The organism is Methylomonas sp. MK1, from assembly GCF_000365425.1.
Classification (GTDB): domain Bacteria; phylum Pseudomonadota; class Gammaproteobacteria; order Methylococcales; family Methylomonadaceae; genus Methylomonas.
This window is the reverse complement of sequence record NZ_AQOV01000001.1, coordinates 1897183-1923495: the sequence shown is the minus strand read 5'-3', so window position 1 is coordinate 1923495 and position 26313 is coordinate 1897183. Positions and strand designations below refer to the sequence as shown.

General features: G+C 52.8%; 23 protein-coding genes. 12 read left to right on the top strand and 11 right to left on the bottom strand.

Features of this window, described 5'->3' with window-relative positions; all coding sequences use genetic code 11:
* Positions 1–23: 23 nt before the first annotated feature.
* The 8 genes from G006_RS0109065 to G006_RS28285 all read right to left on the bottom strand — a co-directional run bounded on the left by G006_RS0109065 (position 24) and on the right by G006_RS28285 (position 5804).
* On the bottom strand, positions 24–794 hold the full coding sequence (locus G006_RS0109065) for a hypothetical protein (RefSeq protein ID WP_020482870.1): 771 nt from the start codon (positions 792–794) through the stop codon (positions 24–26).
* Positions 795–796: 2 nt separating this feature from the next.
* On the bottom strand, positions 797–1738 hold the full coding sequence (locus tag G006_RS0109060) for an AAA family ATPase (protein ID WP_020482869.1): 942 nt from the start codon (positions 1736–1738) through the stop codon (positions 797–799).
* 108 nt (positions 1739–1846) lie between these two features.
* On the bottom strand, positions 1847–2059 hold the full coding sequence (locus tag G006_RS0109055) for a hypothetical protein (protein ID WP_020482868.1): 213 nt from the start codon (positions 2057–2059) through the stop codon (positions 1847–1849).
* A 318-nt stretch (positions 2060–2377) separates the two neighbouring features.
* Positions 2378–3379 carry a YqaJ viral recombinase family nuclease gene (locus tag G006_RS0109045; protein ID WP_020482866.1) on the bottom strand — a complete coding sequence of 334 codons (1002 nt, stop codon included), beginning with the start codon at positions 3377–3379 and terminating at the stop codon, positions 2378–2380.
* Positions 3376–3711, bottom strand: coding sequence for a hypothetical protein (locus tag G006_RS0109040; protein ID WP_020482865.1), 336 nt, complete (start codon positions 3709–3711; stop codon positions 3376–3378). The genes G006_RS0109045 and G006_RS0109040 overlap by 4 nt, the downstream gene beginning before the upstream one ends.
* Positions 3712–3806: 95 nt before the next feature.
* Positions 3807–4847 carry a phage recombination protein Bet gene (bet, locus tag G006_RS0109035; protein WP_020482864.1) on the bottom strand — a complete coding sequence of 347 codons (1041 nt, stop codon included), beginning with the start codon at positions 4845–4847 and terminating at the stop codon, positions 3807–3809.
* A gap of 143 nt (positions 4848–4990) precedes the next feature.
* Positions 4991–5554: a single-stranded DNA-binding protein gene (ssb, locus tag G006_RS0109030; RefSeq protein ID WP_327036677.1), complete on the bottom strand. Its 564-nt coding sequence runs from the start codon at positions 5552–5554 to the stop codon at positions 4991–4993.
* A gap of 1 nt (position 5555) precedes the next feature.
* Positions 5556–5804 (bottom strand): hypothetical protein, encoded by a 249-nt coding sequence (locus G006_RS28285; protein ID WP_152428833.1) that lies wholly within the window; start codon positions 5802–5804, stop codon positions 5556–5558.
* Positions 5805–5833: 29 nt separating this feature from the next.
* Between G006_RS28285 and G006_RS0109020 the strand changes: the two genes are divergently transcribed.
* The 12 genes from G006_RS0109020 (at position 5834) to G006_RS0108965 (ending at position 20724) form a co-directional block, all read left to right on the top strand.
* Positions 5834–6502 (top strand): hypothetical protein, encoded by a 669-nt coding sequence (locus tag G006_RS0109020; RefSeq protein ID WP_020482862.1) that lies wholly within the window; start codon positions 5834–5836, stop codon positions 6500–6502.
* Positions 6499–6699 (top strand): DUF7706 family protein, encoded by a 201-nt coding sequence (locus G006_RS29520; RefSeq protein ID WP_020482861.1) that lies wholly within the window; start codon positions 6499–6501, stop codon positions 6697–6699. The genes G006_RS0109020 and G006_RS29520 overlap by 4 nt, the downstream gene beginning before the upstream one ends.
* A gap of 148 nt (positions 6700–6847) precedes the next feature.
* Positions 6848–7447 (top strand): hypothetical protein, encoded by a 600-nt coding sequence (locus tag G006_RS0109010; protein WP_020482860.1) that lies wholly within the window; start codon positions 6848–6850, stop codon positions 7445–7447.
* Positions 7444–8553 (top strand): helix-turn-helix domain-containing protein, encoded by a 1110-nt coding sequence (locus G006_RS0109005; protein ID WP_020482859.1) that lies wholly within the window; start codon positions 7444–7446, stop codon positions 8551–8553. The genes G006_RS0109010 and G006_RS0109005 overlap by 4 nt, the downstream gene beginning before the upstream one ends.
* Positions 8554–8779: 226 nt before the next feature.
* On the top strand, positions 8780–10234 hold the full coding sequence (locus tag G006_RS0109000) for an ATP-binding protein (protein ID WP_020482858.1): 1455 nt from the start codon (positions 8780–8782) through the stop codon (positions 10232–10234).
* 25 nt (positions 10235–10259) lie between these two features.
* Entirely contained in the window at positions 10260–12623 is a 2364-nt protein-coding gene (locus tag G006_RS0108995) for a type I restriction-modification system subunit M (protein ID WP_020482857.1), read from the top strand.
* Entirely contained in the window at positions 12623–13951 is a 1329-nt protein-coding gene (locus G006_RS0108990; RefSeq protein ID WP_020482856.1) for a restriction endonuclease subunit S, read from the top strand. Before G006_RS0108995 ends, G006_RS0108990 begins: the two co-directional genes overlap by 1 nt.
* Positions 13938–15008, top strand: a complete 1071-nt coding sequence (locus G006_RS0108985; RefSeq protein ID WP_020482855.1) for a PDDEXK nuclease domain-containing protein — start codon at positions 13938–13940, stop codon at positions 15006–15008. Before G006_RS0108990 ends, G006_RS0108985 begins: the two co-directional genes overlap by 14 nt.
* Positions 15005–18061, top strand: a complete 3057-nt coding sequence (locus G006_RS0108980) for a type I restriction endonuclease subunit R (protein WP_020482854.1) — start codon at positions 15005–15007, stop codon at positions 18059–18061. Before G006_RS0108985 ends, G006_RS0108980 begins: the two co-directional genes overlap by 4 nt.
* 159 nt (positions 18062–18220) lie before the next feature.
* The gene (locus tag G006_RS0108975) at positions 18221–19252 is read left to right on the top strand and encodes a nucleoid-associated protein (protein ID WP_020482853.1); all 1032 of its coding nucleotides are present in this window, start codon (positions 18221–18223) and stop codon (positions 19250–19252) included.
* Positions 19239–20390, top strand: coding sequence for a hypothetical protein (locus tag G006_RS0108970; RefSeq protein WP_020482852.1), 1152 nt, complete (start codon positions 19239–19241; stop codon positions 20388–20390). The genes G006_RS0108975 and G006_RS0108970 overlap by 14 nt, the downstream gene beginning before the upstream one ends.
* Before the next feature lie 61 nt (positions 20391–20451).
* The gene (locus G006_RS0108965; protein WP_020482851.1) at positions 20452–20724 is read left to right on the top strand and encodes an HU family DNA-binding protein; all 273 of its coding nucleotides are present in this window, start codon (positions 20452–20454) and stop codon (positions 20722–20724) included.
* Positions 20725–20736: 12 nt separating this feature from the next.
* On the opposite strand, the gene traN is transcribed toward G006_RS0108965, so the two are convergent.
* The 3 genes from traN to G006_RS0108950 all read right to left on the bottom strand — a co-directional run bounded on the left by traN (position 20737) and on the right by G006_RS0108950 (position 26310).
* Positions 20737–23520 carry a conjugal transfer mating pair stabilization protein TraN gene (traN, locus tag G006_RS0108960; RefSeq protein ID WP_026146935.1) on the bottom strand — a complete coding sequence of 928 codons (2784 nt, stop codon included), beginning with the start codon at positions 23518–23520 and terminating at the stop codon, positions 20737–20739.
* A 206-nt stretch (positions 23521–23726) separates the two neighbouring features.
* Positions 23727–24239 carry a hypothetical protein gene (locus G006_RS0108955; protein WP_020482849.1) on the bottom strand — a complete coding sequence of 171 codons (513 nt, stop codon included), beginning with the start codon at positions 24237–24239 and terminating at the stop codon, positions 23727–23729.
* A complete protein-coding gene (locus tag G006_RS0108950) occupies positions 24229–26310 on the bottom strand; it encodes a hypothetical protein (RefSeq protein WP_020482848.1) in 2082 nt (693 codons plus the stop codon). Before G006_RS0108950 ends, G006_RS0108955 begins: the two co-directional genes overlap by 11 nt.
* Positions 26311–26313 lie beyond the last annotated feature (3 nt).

The window sequence follows — 26313 nt, the reverse complement described above, 5'->3', positions numbered from 1 at the left end:
GTTAAATGAAAAGTACAAACCGGTTAAAACCAGCAGTCGTCCGTGTCGGACATAGCCGCTGCCAGATTTAATCGGGGTTTGAGCAAACCTAAGACTTCTGCGGTGTCCCGGATGCTGTCCAGATCGGTGCCAAACAATGCCAGCACGTCCTGTTCAGCTTTCAGATCGACCGAAAGGTCTCGGGCGGTTTCGGTGGCAATATCAATCTCTATGCCTTTGAAGCCTTTTGCTTTCAGCGCCAGTAAAAACAGCCAGGGCAAAACGCCGTGGGCTGATTTAATCTGGCCGCTCAGTTCAAAGGTTTCGGCATTGAGGGTGGCATCAATGAATTGTTGCCAGCCATCCCAGTCCTGTTCAGGCTCAGATTGCTGATCCGATACGGATTGAATAACGCCGATCAGTCGCCTAACCTCGATACCCAATTCCACACGGATAGACTGCTTTGCATGGCAATCAATGGTCCAATACAGTGCCTCGACTGGCGGTGTTGGCACAGATTCGGGAGTTGCGTCAGGTTCAGGCGGCCTTTGTGATGTATTTACCGAACTCTTACTCGGAAACACCACATTGCCGTCACCATCAATATCGACCTCTGCGACAAACACATAGCCCTTAGCCTGTTTTTGCCGTTCAATGTCGAATTGCCTAACACCACTACGGTTGCTGACGCCTGGTAAACAGGATGCCGTTTTGCCCCAACGCGTCGTTATTGATCCATCCGAATTACTCCTGATTGCCCAGTCCTTGGAACTGCCGTCACTGTTACGATGACGATAGAGATTCCAGGCGGCCATGACTAGACCTGCCAGTCATCGCCAAACACATCCTTGGCGATGCGATGAATCGCTTCGCGTTCGGCGGGTTCGGCACGAAAGGTCAAGGCCCTATCCAGCGAATAGGCCAAGGCATTGGGCGCACTTTTGAAAGTGGCCACCAATGACGCCCAACGCACTAAACCGCGCGTCGATAACGTGACTGATAACATGCCGCTGCCATCCGCACCGCCGATAAACACCTTACGAATCTGGTTGGCCACTTTGATCATGCTTTCGCGTACCGTTTCCGGCATGCTCGGCACCACATCGGCCAACAGTTTCATTTCGTCTTCCGGCTCCGGGTAACCGACTTCCATCAGCCGAAATCGATCCAGAAACGCCAAGTTCTGACGTAACACGCCTTGGTACAAGCCCGATTGATCGCCGCTACCTGCACTATTGCCGGTGGCCACCAAACGAAATTTGGGGTGCGGTGTGATCACATCGCCGGTCTGCGGAATCGTCAACGGCTTGCCTTCGACGATTTCATTCAGACCGATCAGTTCTGCCGGGTCAATGGCATCGATTTCGTTGATCAATAGCACATGACCCAGGCGAACCGCCAGGGTTAATGGACCATCGATCCACTTCATCGCACCGCCGTCGACCAGCATGTACTGACCCAACAGATCGTTGAGTTCCAGCCGACCATGGCCGGTGACCGAATGCACGCCCCAATTAAGACGCGCCGCGACTTGCTCCAACAACGAGGTTTTACCGGAACCGGTCGGCCCGGTCAGGTATAAGCCGTCGCCATTGTGGGCACCTAAAAACGCCAATACATCTCGCAAGTGATCCTTGCGAAACACATAGGTTTTTTGCGCCGGTACATAAGCATTTTTGCCTGGGACAAAGCCTTCCACTTTCATGGACGCCGGGGCTGCAATGCCGAAGGTATCGGCAATCGAATATTGTTGATACATGATGCGCTCCTCGAGGACTAGCCTCAAATGACAAGGGGCACACCGCCCCGAGGGGTAATGAGCCCCAACGGGTGATTTAAACCCTGGCAAACCAGGGCGGATAAAAAGTTAACGCAACTGCATCACGCAGTACATCGCCCATTCGGCGCGGGCCAACAGCTCCCGATCCATCAAACGGACAATACGCTGAATGTCGCTTCTCAAACCGGGGTCCGAGATTTGACGATGCATTTCCAGCAACAAACGCTTTTTGGCCTGAATGTCGTTGCTGTGGGCAACGTTCAACCAGCCATGCAATGTTTTCCAAAAGTCGTGATTCATAATGACCTCCTTCAATCAAAAAAAGGGGTCACCGAATCCCGCAAAGGTGATGAACCCCAACGGGACAAACAAAAACACCAGGCTTGACGCACCTGGCACACGAGGCAAACGCTCATGCCGCTTAATAACGGAACGCCGGTCGAAACCGGATTCGGGATTCCACGAAGGGAATGCCTGAACGATGCGGGTTTTGGGTTGGACTTTTTTGAAAATCCAGCCTAAAACCGACACGCCGGCACCGAATGTATGTTCCTGTCCATCAAGCGACACCCTGCAACCGCCAGGGTTACAGGATGTCGTGAAACGAAGCGCCCAAACTCAAAACCAAAAGTCCACGCCCGCCAGGTCTTTCAAGGCTTGGGCATCGAACGGCACTTCGGCATGTTTGCCGTCATCGTCCCGGCAAGTTACGCGGACCCGCGTGGCCGACGGTTTTCGATAAACTTCCAGCACCGCAGCCTGAACATCCGGTTGCAAGGCGTGGAGTGCCGCCTTGTAATCGATGGCACCCTGGCTTTGAAACCGGCTGATACGCAACCCCGAGTGTTCGGCAGCCACGTATTCGCCCATTAGCAACACCAAAGTGTTTTCAATGGCCGCCTGACTATCCTCCAAGGTTGCTAGCTCAGCTTTCAAATCCGCGATTTTCACGGCACGATTGCGATAACTCGCCGCCAGTTGTTGCCATTGCTGTTCCGCATCACACTTGGGTAAATACAAATCGCGTTCGGGATCCTTACTCGGCTCCTTTTTCGTTTTGACCGCCGACCAGAAGTCCATCGCGGTATTGACCAGTTCAGTGAGAAAGGTCTCATCGCGCTGAATTTCGAACTCGATGTCCTGGCCTTGGTGGTAGAAGAATAGAAAACCGCGTTGCGCTTCGGAAACCAGCAGTTGTTGCTGGACTTGGCACCAATACAGTTGATAGGCCTCGGAAGCTTCCCGATTCAACACTACATCCAGAAACGTGGTTTCATGCGGACATTTTATTTCCACGGGCTCATTCGATTCGGACAAGCCGTCGAACGAAGCCCGCATCAACGGAAACTGCTCCGACTCGCCGCACAGCGGCAACAACATCAGATCGTGTTTATCCTCGAAGCGTTGCAAAGCCTCGGGCTCTTGCTGGATGCCGGCCCGGATCAACGGGTTGTTGTCCAGGCTGGCTTCCAGCACCAAGCCGATCTTCTCCGCCCAGAGCCGCCAATGGCTTTTGTATGGCGAGCGGTTCATGACGATGGCCGCTTCGCTGGCACTGACGCCTTGTGAACGCCATTGCCGCCAGGCGGCTGAACGTTGCGAAACGTCGATGACCTTCATCGCGAAGATCCGGTCAACTGCACTTGGCAACCGAAGCGCACCGACTCGATACCGAGCTTGTGCAACTGGGTCTGGCAACGCCGGGCCCAATGGCCATCGCCGAACAGCAACAGCAGTTCGTCTTGCGCCGGCAGACACACACCGCCAAAACTCTCGGCCAGCGTTGTCAGTTCCGGTTGGCTCAAGGGCTGCGGGTTCGGTTCGTTGGCCTGGGGTCGCCACAGGCGTTCCAGAAAACCACGGCCGTGACGGCGTAACACCGTGGGTGAATCGTAACGTTGCCAGTCGGTATGACAGGGCACGCGGTTTAATGATTGATCGTTTGTGTTCATGACCTCTCCTGATAAATGAAGAGCGCCATGTCCTACCCCATGGGCGAATCATGACGCCCTCGTGGGTGGTTAAAGAATTTAGGATTGCAGCGTTTCTACGCCGCGTGCCCCAGGGTTTGACGGGCCTGATTCATCGCCATGTCTTTCGCGGACAAGGGTGGCATGCCAGTGTTTTCGGTTTGTTCCAGGGCTTGTGTTGCCTTGGGTTCAACTTGCGATACCTTGTCCAACTCGGCCAACGCAAAGGTCAGGTCGATGCCTTTGAACTTCTGGTGGGCATAGTCGTAGGCTGCTTTCCAGGCACCTGCCGCCTTGGTACGACGTACCAATTCCGCTACGGCCTTTTGCACCTTGGGATGGATTTGCGACAAGTTGATCACCTGAGGCGTGTGCTCGGGTGATTCGGCAAACCGATCCCCTGCATCGCCTTCCCACACAGTCGCTTCGCCATCAATGACGGTAGCGTCGGTGAGGTCGTCGAGCGTTTTGCCATCCATTTCCTCGGCGGCATAGCCGCATTCCTCCGGAAAGGCTGCCCTGAGCGACGCTGCTTTACCGCATTTGGATAATTGCCCCTTGGGGCGTTTGATCCACATGGCGGTCGGCACTTGCGAGTTTTTACCGCCGGCCGTGCTATAAGCCTCCAGCCAGTAGACTTCCTCGGTAAAGGCGCATCGTTTGCCGCCGACGATCCGATACACAGTAACCGCCACCCATTCGGGAAAAGTCACGGTGACACTAGATTCCTGCCATTGCTCGTTGTCGTCCTTATAGCGACCGGTAAAAGTCTTGGTAACATCAGGACCCCAGACGGGCCTATCCATGCCGGCCCAAACACCGGTTCGGGATGCGGTGGTCTGAATTTCCATGATGGACGGCCAGACGGTTTCGACATTGCGGCCTAAAGCGGCACTCCACATCGGCACGATATGCACCGGCTTTTTGAAGATATCGAGCTTGCGGGCCTTGCAATAATCCAGCGCCATCAGGATGGCTTCCGGTGTTTTGGCTGTCGGGAAGGTCACTTCCGTCAGTACTTTCCAGGATTGTTCCGACAGACCGTAGCTTTGTTGCACAACAGCCGGCATCGGCAAGTCACGAGTTTTGGGTAAATTGTTGCGGTTGTTTTGGCTCATGGTGGGTCTCCTTCAATAAAAAAAGGGAACGCCATTGCCCGCCGGGGAATGGAGTTCCCCAGGGGGTTGAAATACCGAAACCTGAAAAGGGTCGGCGGTGTAACCGTCAAACCATCGAACGCCAATAATCGGCGCGCCGGGGTTTAATGAATCGGCATATCGCTGTATTCGTCATCCCAATCGGCGTCCTCAGGGGCTGCTGGCGATGATGACGAACTGTTGGCGGCTGCCGATGCACTAGGGCGATCCAGCATCTGCAATTCAAAGGCGACGATTTCGGTACGGTACCGCTTGTCATTTGCTTGGCCCCATTGCTGGGTACGCAAACGGCCTTCGATGTAGATCTGGCTACCTTTGTGCAAATACTGCTCGGCGGTATCGGCGAGTTTTTTGAAAAACACCACTCGATGCCATTCGGTCCGCTCCTGTTTGCCGTTTTTTGGATCGCTCCAGACTTCGCTGGTTGCCAAACGGACGGCGACTACTTTGCCGCCGTTATTGGGCATAAAGCGAACATCCGGATCGGCGCCGAGGCGGCCCAGCAAGATGACTTTGTTCACGCCGCGATTGGCCATGATGACATTCCTCCTGTCGGCCGCGCCCGACTCAACGAAAACAATACCCAGCGGCGCGGCGATGGGCATGCCGGCGCCTCGAATCCCTGGGGGAATCGATACGCCCGGCAGGGTTAAACAATTAATACTCACATCAGGCTTGACGCACCTGACACGCCGATGGAAAACCACCGTCGCCGCTTAAAAACGGAACGCCGACCGAAGCCGGATCAAGGCAGTCATGAAAGACCAGCCGAGAAAGTCTGGGGAGAAAGAGAAGGCCGATGGCCAACCAATTCCGTTGGCGGGTATTGAAGCAGAATTTTTTTGAAGGGCTCTTGCAGCTGATGCCGAATTCGTCATCGTCTGCGGATAGGCTAAAAAGAATCTGGCTTACGATCATGAACCATTCGTCCACATCAGGAAACGGTCATGTCCGAAGTAGCTCCACTGCCCAAACCAGCCCAGCGTCGCGCCATCAGTCGGCCGATATTTGAACGTACGTTTAGCATCAACAGCGAACAAGCCATACGTGTTATCCGTAACAGCTATCACCGGCTAATGGTGTCCCTGTATGCGATCGACGTGATCTTGCGCATCATCGGCCGGGAAGAGACCGTCGATGAAATCGAAAGCCTCGTCAGTCAGATGATTGCCGAATGCGCGGAGCAACTTCAGCAGGAAAAGTTACGGCTGGAAAAACTCAAGGCCGACAACGGCATCAGCGAAACGCCCACGTATACGCACCCCAGGGAATTTGTGGCGAAAATTGCCTCGCCCCAGATAGCGCAATTCGTCGAGTTGATTCGTTTGCTCGATCAGTTGATGATCGTGATGGATACCTTGTGGCTGTGCCAGATCATCTCCAACAAACATTGCATTGCGGCCCGCCTAGAGTGGCAGCAGCGGTTACAGCGGCTGGCGAATAAAATTGTGACGATGGAACGGTATGCCCATCAGGCGGCGTATGCTCAAGGGCATGGTGATGAGGTACGGTTAGCGCGGCAGGAATCAGGGCTGTTGGATGAGCCAGAGCGACTTTCCGAAGATGAGGATTCAGTGGTTGATGAGACCGACTCGGATAAAGCAGGTGTGCAATGACCGCCAATCCGAATGAAATATGCTTGAGCGTTTCGTTATCCGAACAGGAGACGTGGGATTTGGCGCAATTTCTAAAGCGAACTGGATTTGCTGATTTTCGCAGTCATGCGGTCGATGATGACGAGGCTTATCGAATGCATGCGGCTGCGCTAAAGGTCAGAGGGAACTTGGTTACCATTAGCTATGACCCACGCTAGGAAACAAACCGACGATCCCGTTGAGAAGAAGCTAACCGAAAGTTCGGCTGAGGATTCAAATGAATCCGAATTGTTTAGTTGACAAAATAGTAGAAATGCACAATTATTAGGTTGACGATTTTCAATTCTTGCACAATTTGGAGAGCGAATGCTTCCTCAACCTATACATTACCACTCGGATTTGACTCACGAACGTTTATCCATCGTCGCAGAGTTGTTACTAGATGAACACTACAAAACGCTCGACGATCTTTCTTCTGAAACAGATGATAACTATACCCGCGGCTGTACTGCATTCGGAAGGCAAAAAAACCGGATTAAGCGGTTGGCGTTGGCGAAAACCTATCCTTGGTTACAGATCATTAATAGCGCCAATGATTTGGTCTTCACAATTGGAAGCGTGCCTTGTCGATTCAGTAGTGACGATCCGAACAGCCCAAAGAAAAAAGCCGTTTTAATGGCCAATCGTTATCAAATGTCATTTTTTGATGATGTTGATAGCGACGAGGAACCGTGCCGTTACTGTTTCATCATTGATCAAGGCATCAATGATGATGCTGAGCCTTCAGTTGTTTTTCTCGGATTCGATGCGACTGATGTTGTGAGATGTCAATGGGAGTCTGGCGTGATCAGAACTTTCCATAGCGTTAATACGGTTGCTGTTCCTGAAGCTGTTGAGATAGGCAAACCTGCCGTCAAACCGAAAAAATCAGTCGCAGAATCCGCAGACGAGGCCAATCGGCTATGACCGCTGATTTCCTTGGGCAAAACCTTCGGCTTGCTCGATTGTTTCACGGGCTTTCTTTGCAGGATTTGGCTGATAGAGTCAATAAGTCAAAACAATATCTTAGCCGGTTGGAATCAGGCTTAGAGCCTCCGCATGAAAACCTGGAAACAGCTTTAGCTGAAGCTTTGGACGTGCTACCCCGATTTTTTAGGGAAGTTGATCCGATGCCGATTTCGGACGAGCAATGCCATTTCCGTAAACAGCTGACCACGAAAGTTGCGCTTAAACAGGTCGCCCGTGCTCAGGGCGAGTTGTTTAAGAGATTGGTGTCCGTTCTTGACCAGAATCTAGAATTTCCGAATTACGATTTTCTGCATGAAGAGGTATCAACGCCCGAAGAGATTGAACGCGTTGCTGAAATAAGCCGGTCTCATTGGGGGCTAGGCTTAGGACCAATTGCCAACATGAGCCGCGTTGCTGAGAATGCTGGTGCGGTATTGGTTAAAACGGATGGGTTAGCGGACGAGATCGACGCCATTTCGTTTGCCACTCGGCGGCCGGTTATTACGTTAAATGCTGAAGGGAAATCGGCTTGCCGTACCCGATTTGGAATCGCGCACGAAATTGGACATTTGACCATTCACGTTGGCGTCCAAACGGGGGATAGAGCAACAGAATCCCAAGCCAACCGATTTGCGAGCGCGTTTTTAATGCCTCGCGCGTATTTTATTAAGGAGTGCCAAAAAGCGTTACGCGGCACTCGGCTTAATTGGCAAGCACTGTCCGACATCAAAATGCGTTGGGGGGTCTCAAAAGCGGCAATTCTGTATCGTGGTCGGCAGCTTGGAGTGTTTTCGGAAGAGCAATATCGGTCTGGTGTTATTACATTACGTCGGCACGGGGAAGCGCTTCAGGAGCATGAAGATCGTGATATGGTTCAGGAAAAGCCTGAAGTTATTTTCGACAGCATGAAAGTTTTGGCCGAGCAATGCGGTATGTCCAGAAAAATGATTGCCGATTTGATGTTTGTAAAACCTGAACTTATCGATAAGTTGGTTGGCGTTAAAGCTGATGAGTCTATTCATAATAATATTGTTAGTCTGCAATATCATCGGAGTTTGAATTAGGTTTACAAAAGTGTCTTGATGTCGTTTTTTGACCAGACAATTAAGGTTTGCTTTGCAGTTGACAAGCTTGTATGAGTGGGATTGAACCTGTGTTGTTGAAAGTTGACGACATGCATCCTGGCGGAAGAATGCACGAATCTATAAAAATTCGGCAGTAGCAGCATAAAGCTGTATTTATTGTTATCTATACATGACAATAAAATCATTCTAATGCTAATATTGACTGATGAGAGTCTCAAAAGAAGAACTAATTGCCGTATTGGCCCAATTCAATCCCTGGTGGCGAGGTGAGCCAATTGCGGACTTACCGGATTGGCAGCGGGCTGCTTCGCGCGAGTTAAATCGCTGGATTAATCATCCACCGGTCCATCGCGCCATTTTGCTGTCCGGCGCACGCCAGGTCGGCAAGACCACACTGTTGCAACAACAAATCGACGCGCTATTAAAGCAGACCGTCCCAGCAGCCAACATTCTTTACGCCACTTTTGACCATCCGGTGCTCAAGTTGGCCGGCATCGAAGCTGTGTTGGAAGCCTGGCGCGAGCGCGAGCCGCGCGTCGATGGCCCAGAATACCTGTTTCTCGACGAAGCCCAGTTTATTCGTGATTGGGGTACCTGGGTCAAACACCAGATCGATTTCAACAAGCAGCGCCGCATCGTTTTTACCGGTTCGGCCATGCCTTTGGTGGAAGCCGACCAGGAATCTGGTGTTGGACGTTGGCATACCATTCGGCTGACCACGCTGTCGTTCTACGAATACCTGCAAATCAAACAGCTGCAACTGCCGGCGTTGCCACCCTTAAAAAGCCTGACCGAGCTGTTCGACTGGACGCCCCCGCAATTTTACCGGGCGCAGGAAATCGCCGTGCCTTATGTCGGCCATTTTCACGAGTATCTGATTCGCGGCGGCTTCCCGCAAACCGCCCAAGTGGAAAGCATCACCCAGGCCCAGCGCCTGCTTCGTGAAGACATCATAGACAAGGCCCTCAAGCGCGATATGACCGCACTGTTTGGTGTGCGTCGCATTCTGGATCTTGAACATACCTTTCTGTACCTGTGCATGCACGACGGCGGTTTGCTGAATATCACCGACTTATCCAGCAACCTGGAAGTCAAGCGCCCCACGGCTCAGCATTTCATCGAGCTGTTGGAAGCATGCCACCTGATTTATCGCCTGCCGCCGTTCGGTTACGGCAAAGACGTACTCAAGGGTCGCTTTAAAATCTATTTGGCCGATGCCGCCATCGCGCCCGCTGTTTTACTCAAGGGCAAAAGTATCATCGACGATCCCGCCGCCTTGGGCGTGGCGACCGAAACGGCGGTGTTTAAACACCTATTTGCGCGCTATTATTCCCAGAATGTGCGTTTTACCTACTGGCACGGGAAAAAAGACCGTGAGGTCGATTTGGTAGCGGAAATCGGCGGACAGTTGATTCCCTTCGAAGTGAAGTACCGAGCCCAGCATACCGGCGCACGGGAATTGAAAGGTTTGATCGAACTGTGCGAGCAAAAGAAAATCGCCCGCGGCTATGTTGTCACCAAGTCACTCGATGACTTCGGCTTGATGACCGGTCTGCCACAAACCGGCGAGACTGCCAGCCAAATCATGCGTCTGCCGGCACCATTATTGTGTTACTGGATGGGCGCATCGGAATTGAATCAACCCGAATTTAACGATTAAGCCGGAAAACCGGCGATAGGAAACCATGGACCAAAGCCAACTCAAATGGATTGCAGACTTCATCTGGAACATCGCCGATGACCGTCTGCGCGATGTGTATGTAAGGGGCAAATACCGCGATGTAATTCTGCCGTTCACCGTGCTGCGCCGCCTCGATGCGGTGCTGGAATCCAGCAAAGATGCCGTATTGGAACGCAAAAAATTCCTCGATCAACATAGCGTTGTTGACCAGGAAGGCGCGCTACGCATGGCCGCCGGCCAGGCGTTTTACAACACTTCTGAATTTACCCTGTCGCGTCTGGCGGCCAGCGGCCAAGGCCAAAGATTGCGCGATAACTTCACCGATTATCTCGACGGCTTTTCGCACAACGTCCAGGAAATCCTGGCCAAGTTCAAATTCCGCGACCAGATTCAGACCCTGGTCGATGCCAATGTCTTGGGTTACCTGATTGAAGACTTTCTCAATCCCGACGTCAATCTGTCGCCGCAACCGGTACGGGATGGCGATGGCCGCATCAAACTGCCGGGGCTGGACAACCACGGCATGGGCACCGCCTTCGAGGAATTGATTCGCCGCTTTAACGAAGACAATAACGAAGAAGCCGGCGAACACTGGACGCCGCGCGACGTGGTCAAACTGATGGCCAAATTGTTGTTCGTGCCGATCGCCGACCGTATCGAGTCCGGCACCTATACTTTGTATGACGGCGCTTGTGGTACCGGCGGCATGCTGACCGTGGCCGAAGAAACGCTGCTGGAACTGGCTGCCAGTCACGACAAGGAAGTCTCGATTCATTTATTCGGCCAGGAGATCAACCCGGAAACCTACGCCATCTGCAAAGCCGATTTGCTGCTAAAGGGCGAAGGCGAAGAAGCCGAGAACATCGTCGGCGGCGCCGATAAATCCACCTTGTCGGCCGACCAGTTTCCGGCGCGCGAGTTCGATTTTATGTTGTCCAATCCTCCGTACGGCAAAAGCTGGAAAACCGACCTGGAAAGGATGGGCGGCAAAGCCGGTTTTAGCGACCCGCGCTTTATGGTCACTCACGATGGCGACCCGGAATATAAACTCATCACCCGATCCAGTGACGGCCAGCTGATGTTCCTGGTCAACAAGCTGCAGAAGATGAAGTACAACACCCCGTTGGGTAGCCGTATTGCCCTGGTTCATAACGGTTCGGCGCTATTCACCGGCGACGCCGGCCAGGGCGAAAGCAACATCCGCCGCTGGGCCATCGAAAACGACTGGTTGGAAGCCATCATCGCCTTGCCGCTGAATATTTTTTACAACACCGGCATCGCCACCTACATCTGGGTGCTGACCAACCGCAAGACCGAACACCGTAAAGGCAGAGTGCAATTGATCGATGCCAGCCAATGGTTCCAGCCCTTGCGCCGTAACATGGGCAAGAAAAACTGCGAGCTAAGCGAACCTGACATTGCGCGGATTCTGGAGCATTACCTGCAATCGCCACCGGCGGATGACGATGCGGCAAAAACAACGCCGGAATCCAAGTGGTTCGACAACGCCGATTTCGGCTATTGGAAAATCACCGTCGAGCGGCCGTTACGCCTGAAGAGCCAGCTCAAACGTAGCGCTATCGAAACCCTGCGCTTTGCCTCCGGCGACGAAGCCTTGCGTAGCGAAATATACAGCCGCTGGGGTGAAGCGCTGTACGATCAATTCGCCAAACTACGGCCCGAGATCGAAGCTTGGCTGAAAGGCGACGATAGCGACGAAGAGGCGGATGGCGACCCCGAAGGGGGACGGTACAGGAACGTATCGTCTCAAAAGCGCAAGAAATTGCTCGACCCCGCCACCTGGCTACGCGACAAAGCCCTGGTCGAACTGGCCCGGTTGGCACAACAGGAACTTGGCGAAGGACTGTTCGACGATCATAACCAGTTCCGCACTCGTTTCGATGCGGCCATGAAACAGCTAGACAAGAAACCCAGCGCTTCTGATAAAAAGATCATTTACAAAGCCGTCAGCTGGCGAGACGAAACCTCGCCGCCGGTGATCGCCAAACGCACAAAACTCAAAGCCAATGACTTCTTCGAACCCGGCTACGACGGCGCTTATCTGGAGCAGGACGGCAAAGACCGCTACATGCTGGAATACGAAGCCGACAGCGATTTGCGCGACATTGAACAAGTGCCGCTGAACGAGCCCGGCGGCATCGAAGCTTTTTTTGCGCGCGAAGTATTGCCGCATGCCCCTGACGCCTGGATTGCGATGGACGCCACCAAAATTGGCTATGAAATCTCTTTTGCCCGTTACTTCTACCGGCCCGCGCCGCTGCGAACGCTGGAGCAAATCCGCGCCGATATTCTGGCCTTGGAACAGCAAACCGAAGGCTTGCTGCATAAAATCGTGGGAGTCGGTTGATGGATAAACTATCAGCCTACACGGACTATAAGGATACTTCGTCCAGATGGGTGCCGTGTGTGCCGGCGCATTGGCAGTTGTTACGTGCCAAACATTTCCTCCGAGAAATAGATGACCGTTCGACAACCGGTGAAGAGCAATTATTGTCAATGCGCCAGCATCGAGGACTGGTTCCTCACAACGATGTCTCTAACAAGCTTATCGGTGCGGAACATCTGATCGGCTACAAGCTAACGTATCCTAACGAACTGGTTTTGAACCGAATGCAAGCGGGGAATGCGATGTTCTTTCGTAGTTCGTTATTTGGTCTTGTTAGTCCGGACTACGCGGTGTTCAGGTTAATTCGAGATGACAATCCAGAATTTCTGGGGCACTTGTTTCGATCGGCACCAATGCGAGGTTTATTCCGGTCTGAGTCGAAAGGGCTTGGGACGGGAACCTCTGGTTTCTTGCGGCTTTATTCTGATCGCTTTGCGTCACTCAGTATTCCGATGCCGCCACGTGCCGAGCAGGATCAAATCGTCGCCTATCTGCGGGTGCAAAATGCCCATATCGCCCGCTTCATCAAGGCTAAGCGCGATCTTATCGTTCTGATGGCGGAGCAACGGGGGGGGCTCGCAGAACAGGCGATTTCATCTGCAGAAACCCAATATCTTCGATTTGATCGAGTCGTCACGCTTCTGACGAAGCCAATTACCAGAAATCCTGAGAAGACATATACGCCGATTGGTATGTTTAACCGTGGTCGAGGCATTTTCCACAAGCCGTTAACTGAAGGAAAGCATCTTGGGGATTCTACTTTCTTACGAATCGAAAAAGGTGATCTGATTTTTAGCGGGCAGTTCGCTTGGGAAGGTGCTGTTGCCGTTGCCAATGCTGAAGATGATGGCTGTATCGCCTCCCATCGCTACCCAATTGCCAAGTGCATGCTTGATTCTGTCACGCCGGAGTATCTCTATACATTCTTCTTGAGCAAGGCAGGCGACCTGCTCCTGAACCACCATTCACGAGGCGCAGCGGGACGCAATCGTCCGCTAAACCCTCGCTCATTGTTGAAAGAGAAGATTCCGGTTCCGCCCCTGCATCTGCAACGCGAAGTCACCGATTTCTTCAACGAAGAGCAATCGGTACGTCGTGAGATCGAGAAGGAAATCGCCCTCATCCGCGAGTACCGCGACCGCTTGATTGCCGACGTCGTCACCGGCCAAATCGACGTGCGCGACTGGCTGCCCGGCCCGGACGACGTGGTGGCCGAGGAAGACCTGGCGGCACTGGGCGGCGACGAAGACATCGAACCCAATGGGGAGGACGAGGATGGCGAAGAATAAACCCGCCGGACCCAAACCGGCCGACGCCGCGCTTGCCGTGCAAAACGACCTGTTTACCCTAGTATCGGACTTGATCGAGGAGGCCCGCCAGACCCTGTCGCGTCAGGCGAACAGTGCTACGGTGTTTTTGTTCTGGCGCATTGGGCAGCAGGTCAATAGTGAAATTCTGCACCACCAGCGTGCGGAGTACGGGCAAAAGATTGTGCCGACACTGTCGGCACAATTGAGCGCCAACTACGGGCGTAGCTTCGAGGTACGCAACTTGCGCCGGATGATGCAGTTTGCCGAGCAGTTTCCGGACTTCGGAATTGTGTCGCCGCTGGCGACACAATTGAGCTGGTCACACATCATCGAAGTACTGCCAATTAAAACAGCCGAGGCTCGCCTGTACTATCTCCGCGAGGTGGCTTCCCGCCAGCTCGGTAAACGCGAGCTGCGCCAACTGATCGCCCGCAAGGCATTCGAGCGCAAGGAAATTGCCAATGCGCAACTGTCCGAGACCGGCGCCATCCCGCACGATACCTTTAAAGACCCTTATTTGCTGGATATGCTCGGGTTGCACGATAGCTACCTGGAGGCTGATTTGGAGGCAGCTATCCTGCGCGAGTTGGAACGCTTCATTATGGAATTGGGTGGTGGCTTTAGCTTCGTCGCGCGTCAGAAGCGCATGATCATCGGCGGCGATGACTTTTACCTGGACCTGCTTTTCTTCCACCGACGCTTGAAGCGTTTGGTGGCGGTGGAGCTGAAGATCGGAAAATTTGAGGCTGGGCACAAGGGGCAGATGGATTTGTATCTGGGCTGGCTCAACCGCTATGAACGGCAGGAGGGCGAAAACGCGCCTATCGGCCTGATTCTATGCGCGGAAAAGAGCCGAGAGCAAATTGAGCTGCTGCAACTGGATCAGGACAACATCATGGTGGCCGAATACTGGACGGTGTTCCCAGAGCGGCCAGTATTCGAGCAAAAAATCCATGCCCTGATGCAAAGCGCACGTGAACAGATCGCCCGACGCAAAGAGTTGCTGCCGAGCCGGAAAAAGGGAGACAACGCATGAAGCCCACCGATACCAGCGAAAAAGGTTTGGAAGCCCTGATCGTTAAACATCTCACCGGTCAACCGACACCGGACGTTGCCGCGGATAACGCGGTCCAATCCAGCGTGGGCTATTACAGCCTTGGCGGCTATCAGCAAGGCCTGCCAGCCGATTACAACCGCGACGTGGCGCTGGATGTGGTCAAGTTGCTGGGCTTTTTGCAAGCCACCCAGCCCAAGACCGTCGAAACGCTGGAGTTGGCGCAGGACGGTATCAAACGCAGCCAGTTTCTGCACCGCATTCAGGGCGAGATCGCCAAACGCGGCGTGGTGGATGTGTTGCGTAAGGGCGTCAGCCACGGCCCGGTGCATGTCGATTTGTATAAATTCCTGCCGACGCCGGGTAATGTCAGTTCGGCGGAGAATTTCGCCAAAAACCTGTTCAGCATCACCCGCCAACTGCGTTACAGCAACGATGAAACCGCACGTTCGCTGGATTTGGCGATTTTCATCAACGGCCTGCCGGTGGCAACCTTTGAATTGAAAAACTCGCTGACCAAGCAAACCGTGGCCGACGCCATCATCCAATATCAAACTGACCGCGACCCGCGCGAATTGTTGTTTCAAATGGGCCGCTGCATCGTGCATTTTGCGGTGGACGATAGCGAGGTGGCGTTTTGCACGCATCTGACCGGCAAAACGGCGTGGTTTTTACCCTTCAACCAAGGCTGGAACAGCGGCGCCGGCAATCCGCCCAATCCGGACGGCCTAAAAACCGATTACCTGTGGAAGCGGGTATTGGCCAAGGAATCGCTGGCCAACATCATCGAAAACTTTGCCCAGATCGTCGAAGAGGAAGACGAACGCGGCAAGAAAAAACGCAAGCAGGTGTTCCCGCGCTTCCATCAACTGCGCACGGTGCGGGCCTTGTTGCGTCGTTGCGGAACCGAAGGCGTGGGCCGCCGTTACCTGATCCAGCATTCGGCAGGCAGCGGTAAAAGCAACACCATTGCCTGGTTGGCGCATCAGTTGGTGGAGTTGAAGCAAGCCGACGATGCCAATAGCGCCCAGTTCGATTCGGTGATCGTGATCACCGACCGCCGTGCGCTGGACACGCAAATTGCCAAGACCATCAAGGGCTATGACCATGTCGCCTCGATCTTTGGTCATTCCGATAGCGCCGAGGAGTTGCGCGGCTTTCTGCGTAGGGGCAAGAAAATCATCGTCACCACGGTGCAGAAATTTCCATTTATCTTGGATGAACTGGACGATCTGGGTTCCCGCCGCTTTGCGTTGCTGATCGACGAAGCGCATTCCAGTCAGGGCGGCAAGACTACCGCCAAGATGCACATCGCCTTGTCCGCCGCGCCCGGCGACGACGAGGACGATGAAGAGTCGGTCGAGGATGCGGTGAACAAACTAATCGAATCACGCAAGATGCTGGCTAACGCCAGTTACTTTGCCTTTACCGCGACGCCGAAAAACAAAACCCTGGAGCTGTTCGGCGAGCGGTACCAGGAGGGCGAAGAAGTACATTTCCGCTCGCCCCCGGAATTAACTTACACCACCAAACAGGCGATTCAGGAAGGTTTCATCCTGGATGTCATCAAGAATTACACGCCGGTGGACAGCTTTTACCGGGTCGCCAAGACCGTGGAAGACGACCCGGATTTTGACAAGGTCAAGGCGTTAAAGAAAATCCGCCATTACGTCGAATCGCACGACAAGGCCATTCGCCGCAAGGCCGAAATCATGATCGACCATTTTACGGCGCAAGTGATCGGCAAGCGCAAGATCGGCGGGCAGGCACGGGCCATGGTGGTTTGCAACGGCATCGCGCGGGCCATCGATTATCACCGTGAGATCAGCGATTACTTGCGGGAAATCAAAAGCCCGTACAAGGCCATCGTGGCGTTTTCCGGCGAACATGAGGTAGGCGGCAAGAACCTGACCGAGGCCGATATGAATGGCTTTCCCAGCAAGGAAATTCCGGCCAGGTTGAAACAGGATCCGTACCGGATTTTGATTGTTGCGAATAAATTCGTCACCGGCTTCGACGAACCGTTGCTGCATACGATGTATGTCGATAAACCATTGGCCGGGGTGTTGGCCGTGCAGACCTTATCGCGGTTGAATCGCGCCCATCCGCAGAAACACGACACCTTCGTGCTGGATTTTGCCGACAACGCCGAAGCGGTGAAGGCGGCGTTTCAGGAATATTACCGTGCGACCGTCCAAATCGGCGAAACCGATCCGAACAAGCTGCATGACCTGAAAAACGATCTGGACAGCCATCAGGTGTATGCCTGGCAACAGGTGGAAGACTTGGTAGCGCTGTACGTTAAAGGCGCGGAACGCGACAAGCTGGACCCGATTCTGGATGTTTGCGTCGAAGAGTACAAACAGCAATTGGGTGAAGATGCGCAAGTCGAGTTCAAAGGCAAAGCCAAGGCTTTTGTCCGCAGCTATGGGTTTCTTGGGGCTATTTTGACCTATGGTCACCCGGCTTGGGAAAAACTGGCGATCTTCCTGAATTTCCTGATTCCGAAACTACCGGCACCAAAAGAGGAAGACCTTTCCAAGGGTGTGCTCGACGCCATTGACATGGACAGCTATCGCCCCGAAGTGAAAGCCGCATTGAGTATGGGCATGGAAGATGAGGATGGCAGTGTAGAACCGGCACCGACCAGTGCTGGCGGCGGTGGCAAAATTACCGAAATCGACAAATTGTCCAACATCATCAAAGCCTTTAACGACTTGTTCGGCAATATCGAATGGAAGGATGGCGACAAGATTCGTAAGGTGATTACCGAGGAAATTCCGAATCGGGTTTCTCAAGACAAGGCCTATCAAAATGCCGTGCAGCACTCCGACAAACAGAACGCTCGCCTAGAACATGACAAAGCGTTAAATCGAGTAATTCTCGAACTACTGGCCGATCATACCGAACTGTTCAAACAGTTTAGCGACAATCCGAACTTTAAGCGCTGGTTGACGGACACGGTGTTTGATACGACCTATCATCCTGGTCTAACCCCGCCAAATGTGCCACCACAGCCGGGGATTGGATTGTGAGTGTTTGCATTGGTCAGCGATTGGTTTTACTTCGATAAATTTCGCCAGACAGTGTCTGGCAAATTCGCAGACGGGTCTGCGAAACTAAGACAATAGTGGCCTTGGGGCAGACTTACGCAATATCCCGTTAATGGAATTTATATTCGTTGGAGCATAGAAATGATTATTCAGGAAGCGATCGTCCATCGGTTTGATAAGGACAGACACAAACCGTCGGTAGCCAAAATGCGGGATGAGGTTTTGCCAAATGAAGATAATTTACAAAATTTGGTGGATGGGATTCGTGATGTTTTTAATCGAACCATGACCCGTGGTTATGGGGCCTTCATAATTGGGGATGTTGCTTACCCCTTTCCGGATTTGCTCGATAAATACTTGGCAGACCAACAGGGACTTGGGGTATTTACACTGGGACTGAAAACCTGCTACCAAAAAGCTATCGACGGCGCGTCTCTTGCCACTGGGGGCTATCTATTTTTTGCTCGTTACCAGGAAAATGGCCAGGATTTCATGTTCGTTGTGTCGCTCAAATTAAAGGCTGGTACAGGCATCGACGACACCACACTGACAATTAATAAAACGGTCAATTTCGACATTGATCACCTTCACGAAGCTGCCAGAATTAATATAACGGCGTGGAAGGAAGGAAAAGATAGATACGTGACCTTTATTAAAAAACGACGTAGTGGTGAAGATAGTAAAAGTGCTACGGATTATTTTCGGGATTTTCTTGGCGTTACGGAATTAACCGAATCGGCAGAGCAAACAAAGCTTTTACTCCAGGTAGTCAGGGATTATTGCGAAGAGAAGCAATTTGATGTTGATAAGGCGCGAGAAATACGCCAGAGGGTTCATGCGTACTGTGTCGAATGCACCAAGGAAAAGAAAGGCATTAGTTTGGATGCATTGTCTATGCGGCTCGACGACCAACAGCCTGCTAGCTTCTCTGAATTTGTCACGAGTAAAGAATACCCACTTGGCGATGGCTTTGAACCGAATAGTCGAATATACCGCGGTTTGCGACGCCATCGGATTAAGGATTCAAAGTTGACATTGGATTTCGAAGAGTCGATTCTAGGCTCACGTGTCATCTATGATGACATTGCGGAAACGCTGATTATCAAAGATTTGCCTTTGGAATTTAAACAACGCTTAAAACCGACAGCAACTGAAAACGATGACCCAACTTGATTTGGTTGTAAGACTATGCCGAGAATTGACGGCACCCATCGTGGAGGATGCGCTACTTCATGGTTGCATCGATAGTCTTACGGCTGAAACGCTCACAGTTTTGAAAAGATTAGATGCTGATGGCCATTACATGCTGCCAACAGACTTTGATGAACAGCGAGCGCTTGGTCAGCCATTTAAAGTTAGAGAGGTTGCGTTACCACGTCTACCCGAGATGTTTTTTGCGAGTACTTGGGATGAGTTTTTACAACATCATAACTTTCGTTTTGCTAAGCCGAGGTCATATTTCGTCTTAGAAACAAATTTCTATTCTGTCGATGCCAATCAGGATCAATTTGCCGAAAGATATTCTCAAGTTGTCGATTTAATAAAATTACTGGAGGAGATAGCCGATGTTTCTCAGCCTAGTGCAGGTCGTCTTGCGTTAGTTTTCATGGTCAAGGAGAAATTCGAGTTAATTATCGATTATGGGGCAGCCGATCTAAGAGCGCTTTCTGAGTTAAATTGCCTGCGTAACGAATTTATCGTTGACGATGCTCATACAGAGCAGCGTAAAAGTATTCTCAAGTCTGCGTTGATGGAAATGCTGAAAAATGTACCCGGTGATGAGAGGTTTAAGCATCTACTTACCGTGTTTGACGAACTCAAACGGCGGGCTCGCGATAATTACCAACTTTATGTTGCCGGGTTTTCTTTTGAGAAAGTGCGAGAGGAAGTTCAGGAAAACCGCTTGGAATACACCTTGAAATTGAACAAGGTGTTTGCGGAGATTCAAAATCAGCTATTAGCCGTCCCTGCGGCTCTGCTGTTAGTGGGATCTCAGATGGACGAAAATGCGGGAGATTCTTTAAAAAATTGGGCTCTTTGGTTTGGTGCCCTAATATTTACTGGTTTTATGAATATGCTTTTAAGGAATCAGCGTCATAGCTTGAAAGCGATTAATGATGAAATAAGTGAATTAAAAGATAAATTAACGATTGAACATGCTGCGTTGGCTACTAAATTAATGCCAATGTATGGAGAACTCGACAAACGCTATAAACAACAGAAAAACGCCTTAGTATTTGTGGAAGTTTTGATAGCGGGAGTTTTGCTCTTTTGCACGTTTTTGTTTGGTAGATACTGCAAATTTTGGTAAAAATGCCTATCAAATTAATGTAAGAACAAATCTATTTTTATATTCCTTAGGAAATTATTTAATGAACAAATCCGACCTAATCGACGCCATCGCCAGCCACGCCAATCTAACTAAAGCCGACGCCGGTCGCGCATTGGATGGCATCACTCAATCCATCCAATCCGCACTGAAAGAGGGGGATTCGGTGGCGTTAGTAGGCTTTGGTACCTTTGAAGTGAAAGAGCGTGCCGAACGCGCTGGCCGCAATCCTCAAACCGGCGAGGCCATAACCATTGCCGCCGCCAAATTGCCATCCTTCAAAGCCGGCAAAGGCCTGAAAGACGCGGTTCAATAAGGTTTAGGCCGCTCATTGCGGTCCCATGCCCCAGCCTTCCAGTTCAGACTGCCGTTTGACCGTAGGCACATCCAGATCGGTCATCCGGCCTTGGGTGCGGGTTAAGGTATCTTGGCGCGTGGTCGCGGTCGCTCCGTATTTTTGCGGATTGAGTCGGCTGCCGGTTCCGGTGAGTTGATCGAGATTCAGCATGGATGCTGCATTGGCGGCGGTCGGCAAATGCCCGGTCTGAGCCAGAATCGCCAACCATTCGTCCAGATTGACCTGTGTCCAGTCCACTCGGTCCAAATCACCGACTTTGATGCCGGTACAACTGGGACTTTCCGGCGTGCCAAAATCCATGCCCAGCTGCGGTTTGATTTGTTCGTTGAGAATGCGCGCTAGCGGCGAGTTGTAGCAGCAATAGCTTTCCTTACGCACCCAACACACCCCAGCGACCTTGCTTTCGCAGAAGGTGCCAAGGTCAGTGCAGACTTTCAGTTGTTTCTTGGCGGCGAGTTCGTATTCCGGCTCTTCGCAGGAGTAGACTATCTGGATAATCATGATGATGATCATCACCACGGTATAGGCTGTCATCAAGGTGCTGAGCAGTTCGCCGGCAACAGCGGCGCCACCACCCAACTCGACGCCGCCCGATTGGGCCGCCGGGGTCAAATTGCCCGCTGAATCGAATGCCGCCTGACCACCCGCGCTGAATAACACATTTCCGGCCGCTTCGCCAAAGGTCTGGCCGATCCATTCCGCCACCGATTTCATCAGTTCGCCTTTGAGAGAATCGAGCAAGCCTTGCGAGGCAATGTCGCTGGTACTGAGCATGTCGGTGCCTACCAAGTCGTTCACCGTCGAGGCAAAATCCGCCTGAAAGCTGTTCCAGGCATCGCCAGCCAAGGTGAACGGGGTACGCATGGTTTCCCAAGCGCCTCGTATGGCGGAAGTGCTGTCCATGGCCATGACCGCACTGTCCATCTGACTGGTGGCGATCAGCAAATCAATGTAACGGCCCAGCCCCATTGCGCCAGAGGGTGTTTCGCAGCAATCGACCAGACTCAACGCGCCGCCAACCATTTTGCAACTGGCCGGTTTACCCTGAAATACCTGGCAGGTAGTCGGATCCTTTTGCTGGAGATCGGCATTGGCATAGTCGCAATGCAAGTCCATCGCCATTTGCTGAGCGCTGTTGAGTAAGGCGACCGCCTTGCTGAAGTCCTGGCTCTGGGTGCGGTTCATGGTGATGCAATCTTCGCCCATACACCGAATCGGCCCGGCACATTGCTGTTGGGTGTTGCTTTGAATGCCGGGAATGCCCACCGTTTGCCCACAGTCATAAGTATCGACGCTGTCCCAGCAGGTGCCGGAGGCCAACGCACTGGTACATTGGCTTTTGATGAACGAGCAGCCTTGGGTTTCCAACGACGCGCAGGTTTTGTTGGGTATTCCGTTCGCCGGCGGTTCTAAACAGTGGGTGCCAGCTGAGTCGGTCCAGCATTGGCCGTATTGATTCAAATCGCAGCGTCCTGAGGCTTGAATATTCATGCAAGTATTACGAATCCCGGTCGAACTGGCCACCGGGGCTTGTGCCAAATCCGTGCCGCAAACCATCACCTGCGAAGTTGGATCGACGTAACAACCTGAAGCATTGGCCGGATCGCTCGTGCAACTCAATTGGCTGCCGGCTTGGCAAATGCCATCGGTAATCGCATTGGCCAAGTTTTGGCAATTCGGACCACTCCAACTCCATTGATCCTGGGTGATCAGTTTCGACAAATCGTAGCGTAGTCGAATCCTGGAATAACCCTCACCATTACCACCGACCATGGTTTCCTGTTTAAAGACTTTGTTGCCCGTACTGTTGAAGGCATAGGTGACGTCGCGATTGGGATGGTCGACCCAGCTATTGCTGAGCTCACATGAGCCACCCCAGCCGGTGGAACCGGTATAGATCAGATTCCCGCCGTAATAGACTCTGGCATGGTCGTCGAATTCCACATCCTCCAGTGTCGCGCTGACGATCGCTTCCGGATGCAGGACGTTATAAGTCACTTGCCAGGTAAACACCGCGCATCCGGCCGACCAATAGTTGTCACCGACCCGGCCGACATACAAATCCATGCACCCCGGCCCGCAACTGGAAAACCCGCCATCCCCACCGACGAAGCGAATCAAGGGCTCGACATTGACTTGGTGGGTGGCCGTGCAGCTTTGCGGTACCGTCGGTTGCCGTAGGCAAAGCTGATAATCCGGCACGCGCACCGATTGCTGAGTTTCGGTTTGGAGCGTCGTGGTCGTGCAGTCGGAAAAGGACTGTGCCCACGGCGTGAAGTCGTTGAATACCTGATCGCCACTCTGCCAGATCGGATCGGCTTGTAAGTCCGGATGCGACTGGTGGGCGTTGTCGATCAGGGTGCGATAGGCTTCGCCGGTGAAGCTGGTTTCACCGTTCAAGGTTGTCTGCGCGCTCAATCCAGCAGCAATTGTGCCTGGGTTATTGCCGTAGAGATTGGCGAAATCGCTGGTCGTGGATGACGGGCTATTCGTATCTGGAAACAGGGTGCCTATGGAAATGGCGCTCTCCTGAGTCGTCCCTGGATTTAAGGTCAGCGTACCGTTGCCGGTATCGAGCGGAAACGCAAAACCACCCAGAACTTGCTGACCGAGTTGTTGGCCATCACGCCCGGCCACCTGAATCGCATCGGCCCAGGACACACCAAACGGTGTCCAGGCCATGGTCACACACAAAATCACAGACAGTGTCTGCGTAAACCGACGTTGCGGTTCGGATAACTCCCTGACGCCCATCACAGACCCACGCAGCAGTTTCTATTGGACGAAGGTGTCCACGAAACACCTGTATCCCTTGCAGAGCATGGGTTACAGCAGTAAGTGCCGGATCTAAACTGTTCATGGGCCAATCCCAACATGGGAACTTGCCGAGACCGATGATAGCCGGTGGATCGGTGCCGGCGGAAGCCGGTTGATGCTTTACATGAGATAAATAATTGCACTCACTCCTCCTGGGGTGTCGGAAAAGGTAAAATTTCGCCGCGTTCAGATGGAATGCTCGCGCCGGCAAGCTGATCTGATGGTTTTTCGGATCGGTTGGCCATGCGTTCGGCTTTGCGCAGCGCCCGTTGGGTGTCGATTTCCAATTGACGGAGCCGGACTATCAGCGCAGCATTTTCCGTGTCGCGTTGACCCAGTTTTCTCCGTAGATCGGCGTTCTCTTCGCGCAGGTGCCGGATGACCGTTTCGGCGTTTGTTGTTGGCGCAACTGGTGCTTTCAATGCCATGATGCGTGTCCTGATGCGAGGGTATTTGCAACCGTCGTGTCCAATCAGGGTTCGGCTGTGACCGGCTTCCTGGGCAACCACCGAAACGTTGATTTTGAGCGTGCCTAACTGGGCTTGTTTGGCGAGCTTTGGGTCTAGCGGTGCACCGCCCTCCAGACGCTCAAGTGCGTCCAGGAAGTCTTGCTCGATCGGGTCGATGGGCGGTGGTGTTTTGGCGTTACGCGTCATGGCCGTTCTCCTCGATATCTTCACCGAGTGCGTGCAGAATGGCCGCCGCTTGCCGCGCCCGCTGACGGGCAACATAAAACTCGTCACCACGGCTAATGCGTTCGGCATTCTCCACGGCTTGTTGATTATCGAAATAGCGCTTGCGCCAGAACCCTGCGCTTTCCCGGTCGATCAGGAAACATTCGCAGCCAACGCAAACCGACGGTTCGCGGTATTGGAAATTCGGATTCGAGTCCTCCCAATGTGTAGTGCCGGCGATCTGATGGCAACGTGCCGATTCCGGTTTCAGCTCGATCAGGCATTTCCCGTGGTCAGCGAACCAAATTCTAAAATCGTGCTCGACGACTTCGTGTTCCAGGTAGCTAAGGATTTGTTCCGGTGTCTTCTCCTGCATGGATGCTCTAACCGATTTTCGATGGGCTTCGAGCCATGGCGCCATGTTGCCGGCATAGGTCGCATCACCCGTTGCGGCTTCATACAGCAACCTTACGGTCAAACGAGCCCGAGCATCGGACATGGCTTCAATGATTTCAGGATCGCGACCGATGTAGCCTTGCTCGGTCATGGCCAGAGACAGGTGTTTGAAATGCTGGCTAATGTGCGGCAGCATACGGCTATCCACCTGGATGACATACAGGGCAAAGGTTTTCCGCCACTGGTGCGTGCGTAGCGAGCGCCCATCCCGATACGCGTCCAGTTCGGGGCTGGGCGGTAATGCTTGCCAATCGACATAGCGGCGCAGAAAATCCTTTTGGCCGAGATTGACATTATCACTGTAAGGGCGTCCAACCGATCGCTGGTTTTTCGGCAGCCCGCGGTTAGCGCAAAACGACACGATCAGATGTTGGCAATCGCCTAACTGACGCCACGGGCGAAACAATCGTTCGAGTACCACTAACGCTCTGACCGGGGGAGGAACATACTGACTGTCGGCCGGGCGAGCGCCGACGATCCATTCCACCGGTCTGCCATGGATTTTGGCGGCCAGGCTTTTGAGATAAAAAATGGTATTCAAGCCCGTTTTTGACGGGCGTTGATGCAGGCAGGACGGCAATCCGCTATCGGGATCGATACCGGCTTTTAGGCCCATCACTTCACTGATGCGTAAACCGACATGGCTTTGTAGCACGATGATGCAGGCAATCCGAATATCCATAATCAGCAATCGGATGGCGGCAACGAAATCAACTTGCCCAGCGCCTCTTCGCGGTTGAGTGTCGATGACGTCATGCCAAGGTAATGATTCACCGGCAAGCATCGAAAACTGGAATGAACTGACAGCCCGGCGAGCGGCATCGGTTCTAACCGGCAAACTGTGGCCTGGCCCTTTGTGATTGCCAGGTCCGCCTTGTGCATACGCTGCAAGATAAACTTCCTGAAGCTTGATGACGTCATCGGCAGGTACCCCGATCAACCGCTCTGCTGCTGTCATGATCGGCAATGCCACTGCATCCGGTAGGGGCGGAATGAAATCACGCTGGCGATTCGTGATGCGTTTGGCAACATCGAAGGGGTTGCGGCCATCAAATGGCGGCTCCGGCATCGGGCTGACGCCGGATTCCCGCAATGCGCCACTTTGCTTATACAGCAAAGTCATAATATGGAGCCGTTGCCAGACCCAACCTTCATGCAAGGTGGAATATTGCTTATCGCTCCCCGTTATGGCGACGTGTTCGACGTATTCCCAACTGGCATGGTTGTCCAATTCATGGATAGCTCGAAAATCCTGTGTGGCCATCCAGTTGACCAGATAAGCCAACATTCGACTAATGGTCGCCATCGACGTGGTTTTCAGGCTTTTACCTTCACGGGGATTGGTCAGTAAACTCCAGACAAAGCGTCTTAAGCTGTCGAGTAACCCGGCCCATTGCGGATCCAGTAGGCTTTGTCCGTGCGGCAGTTTGATATTCCAGTTCACGGTGGCGCGATGATCAGGTTGTCCTGGGGTCGGATTTTCCAGGCGCCATTGGGCGTCACTCCAGAGGCTGATGGGTGAAACGCGTTGCGAGCTCAGATCATCGGCCGATAGCAAATGAATCTGGGGTTTGGTCAATGAATTGAGTGATGTCATGAC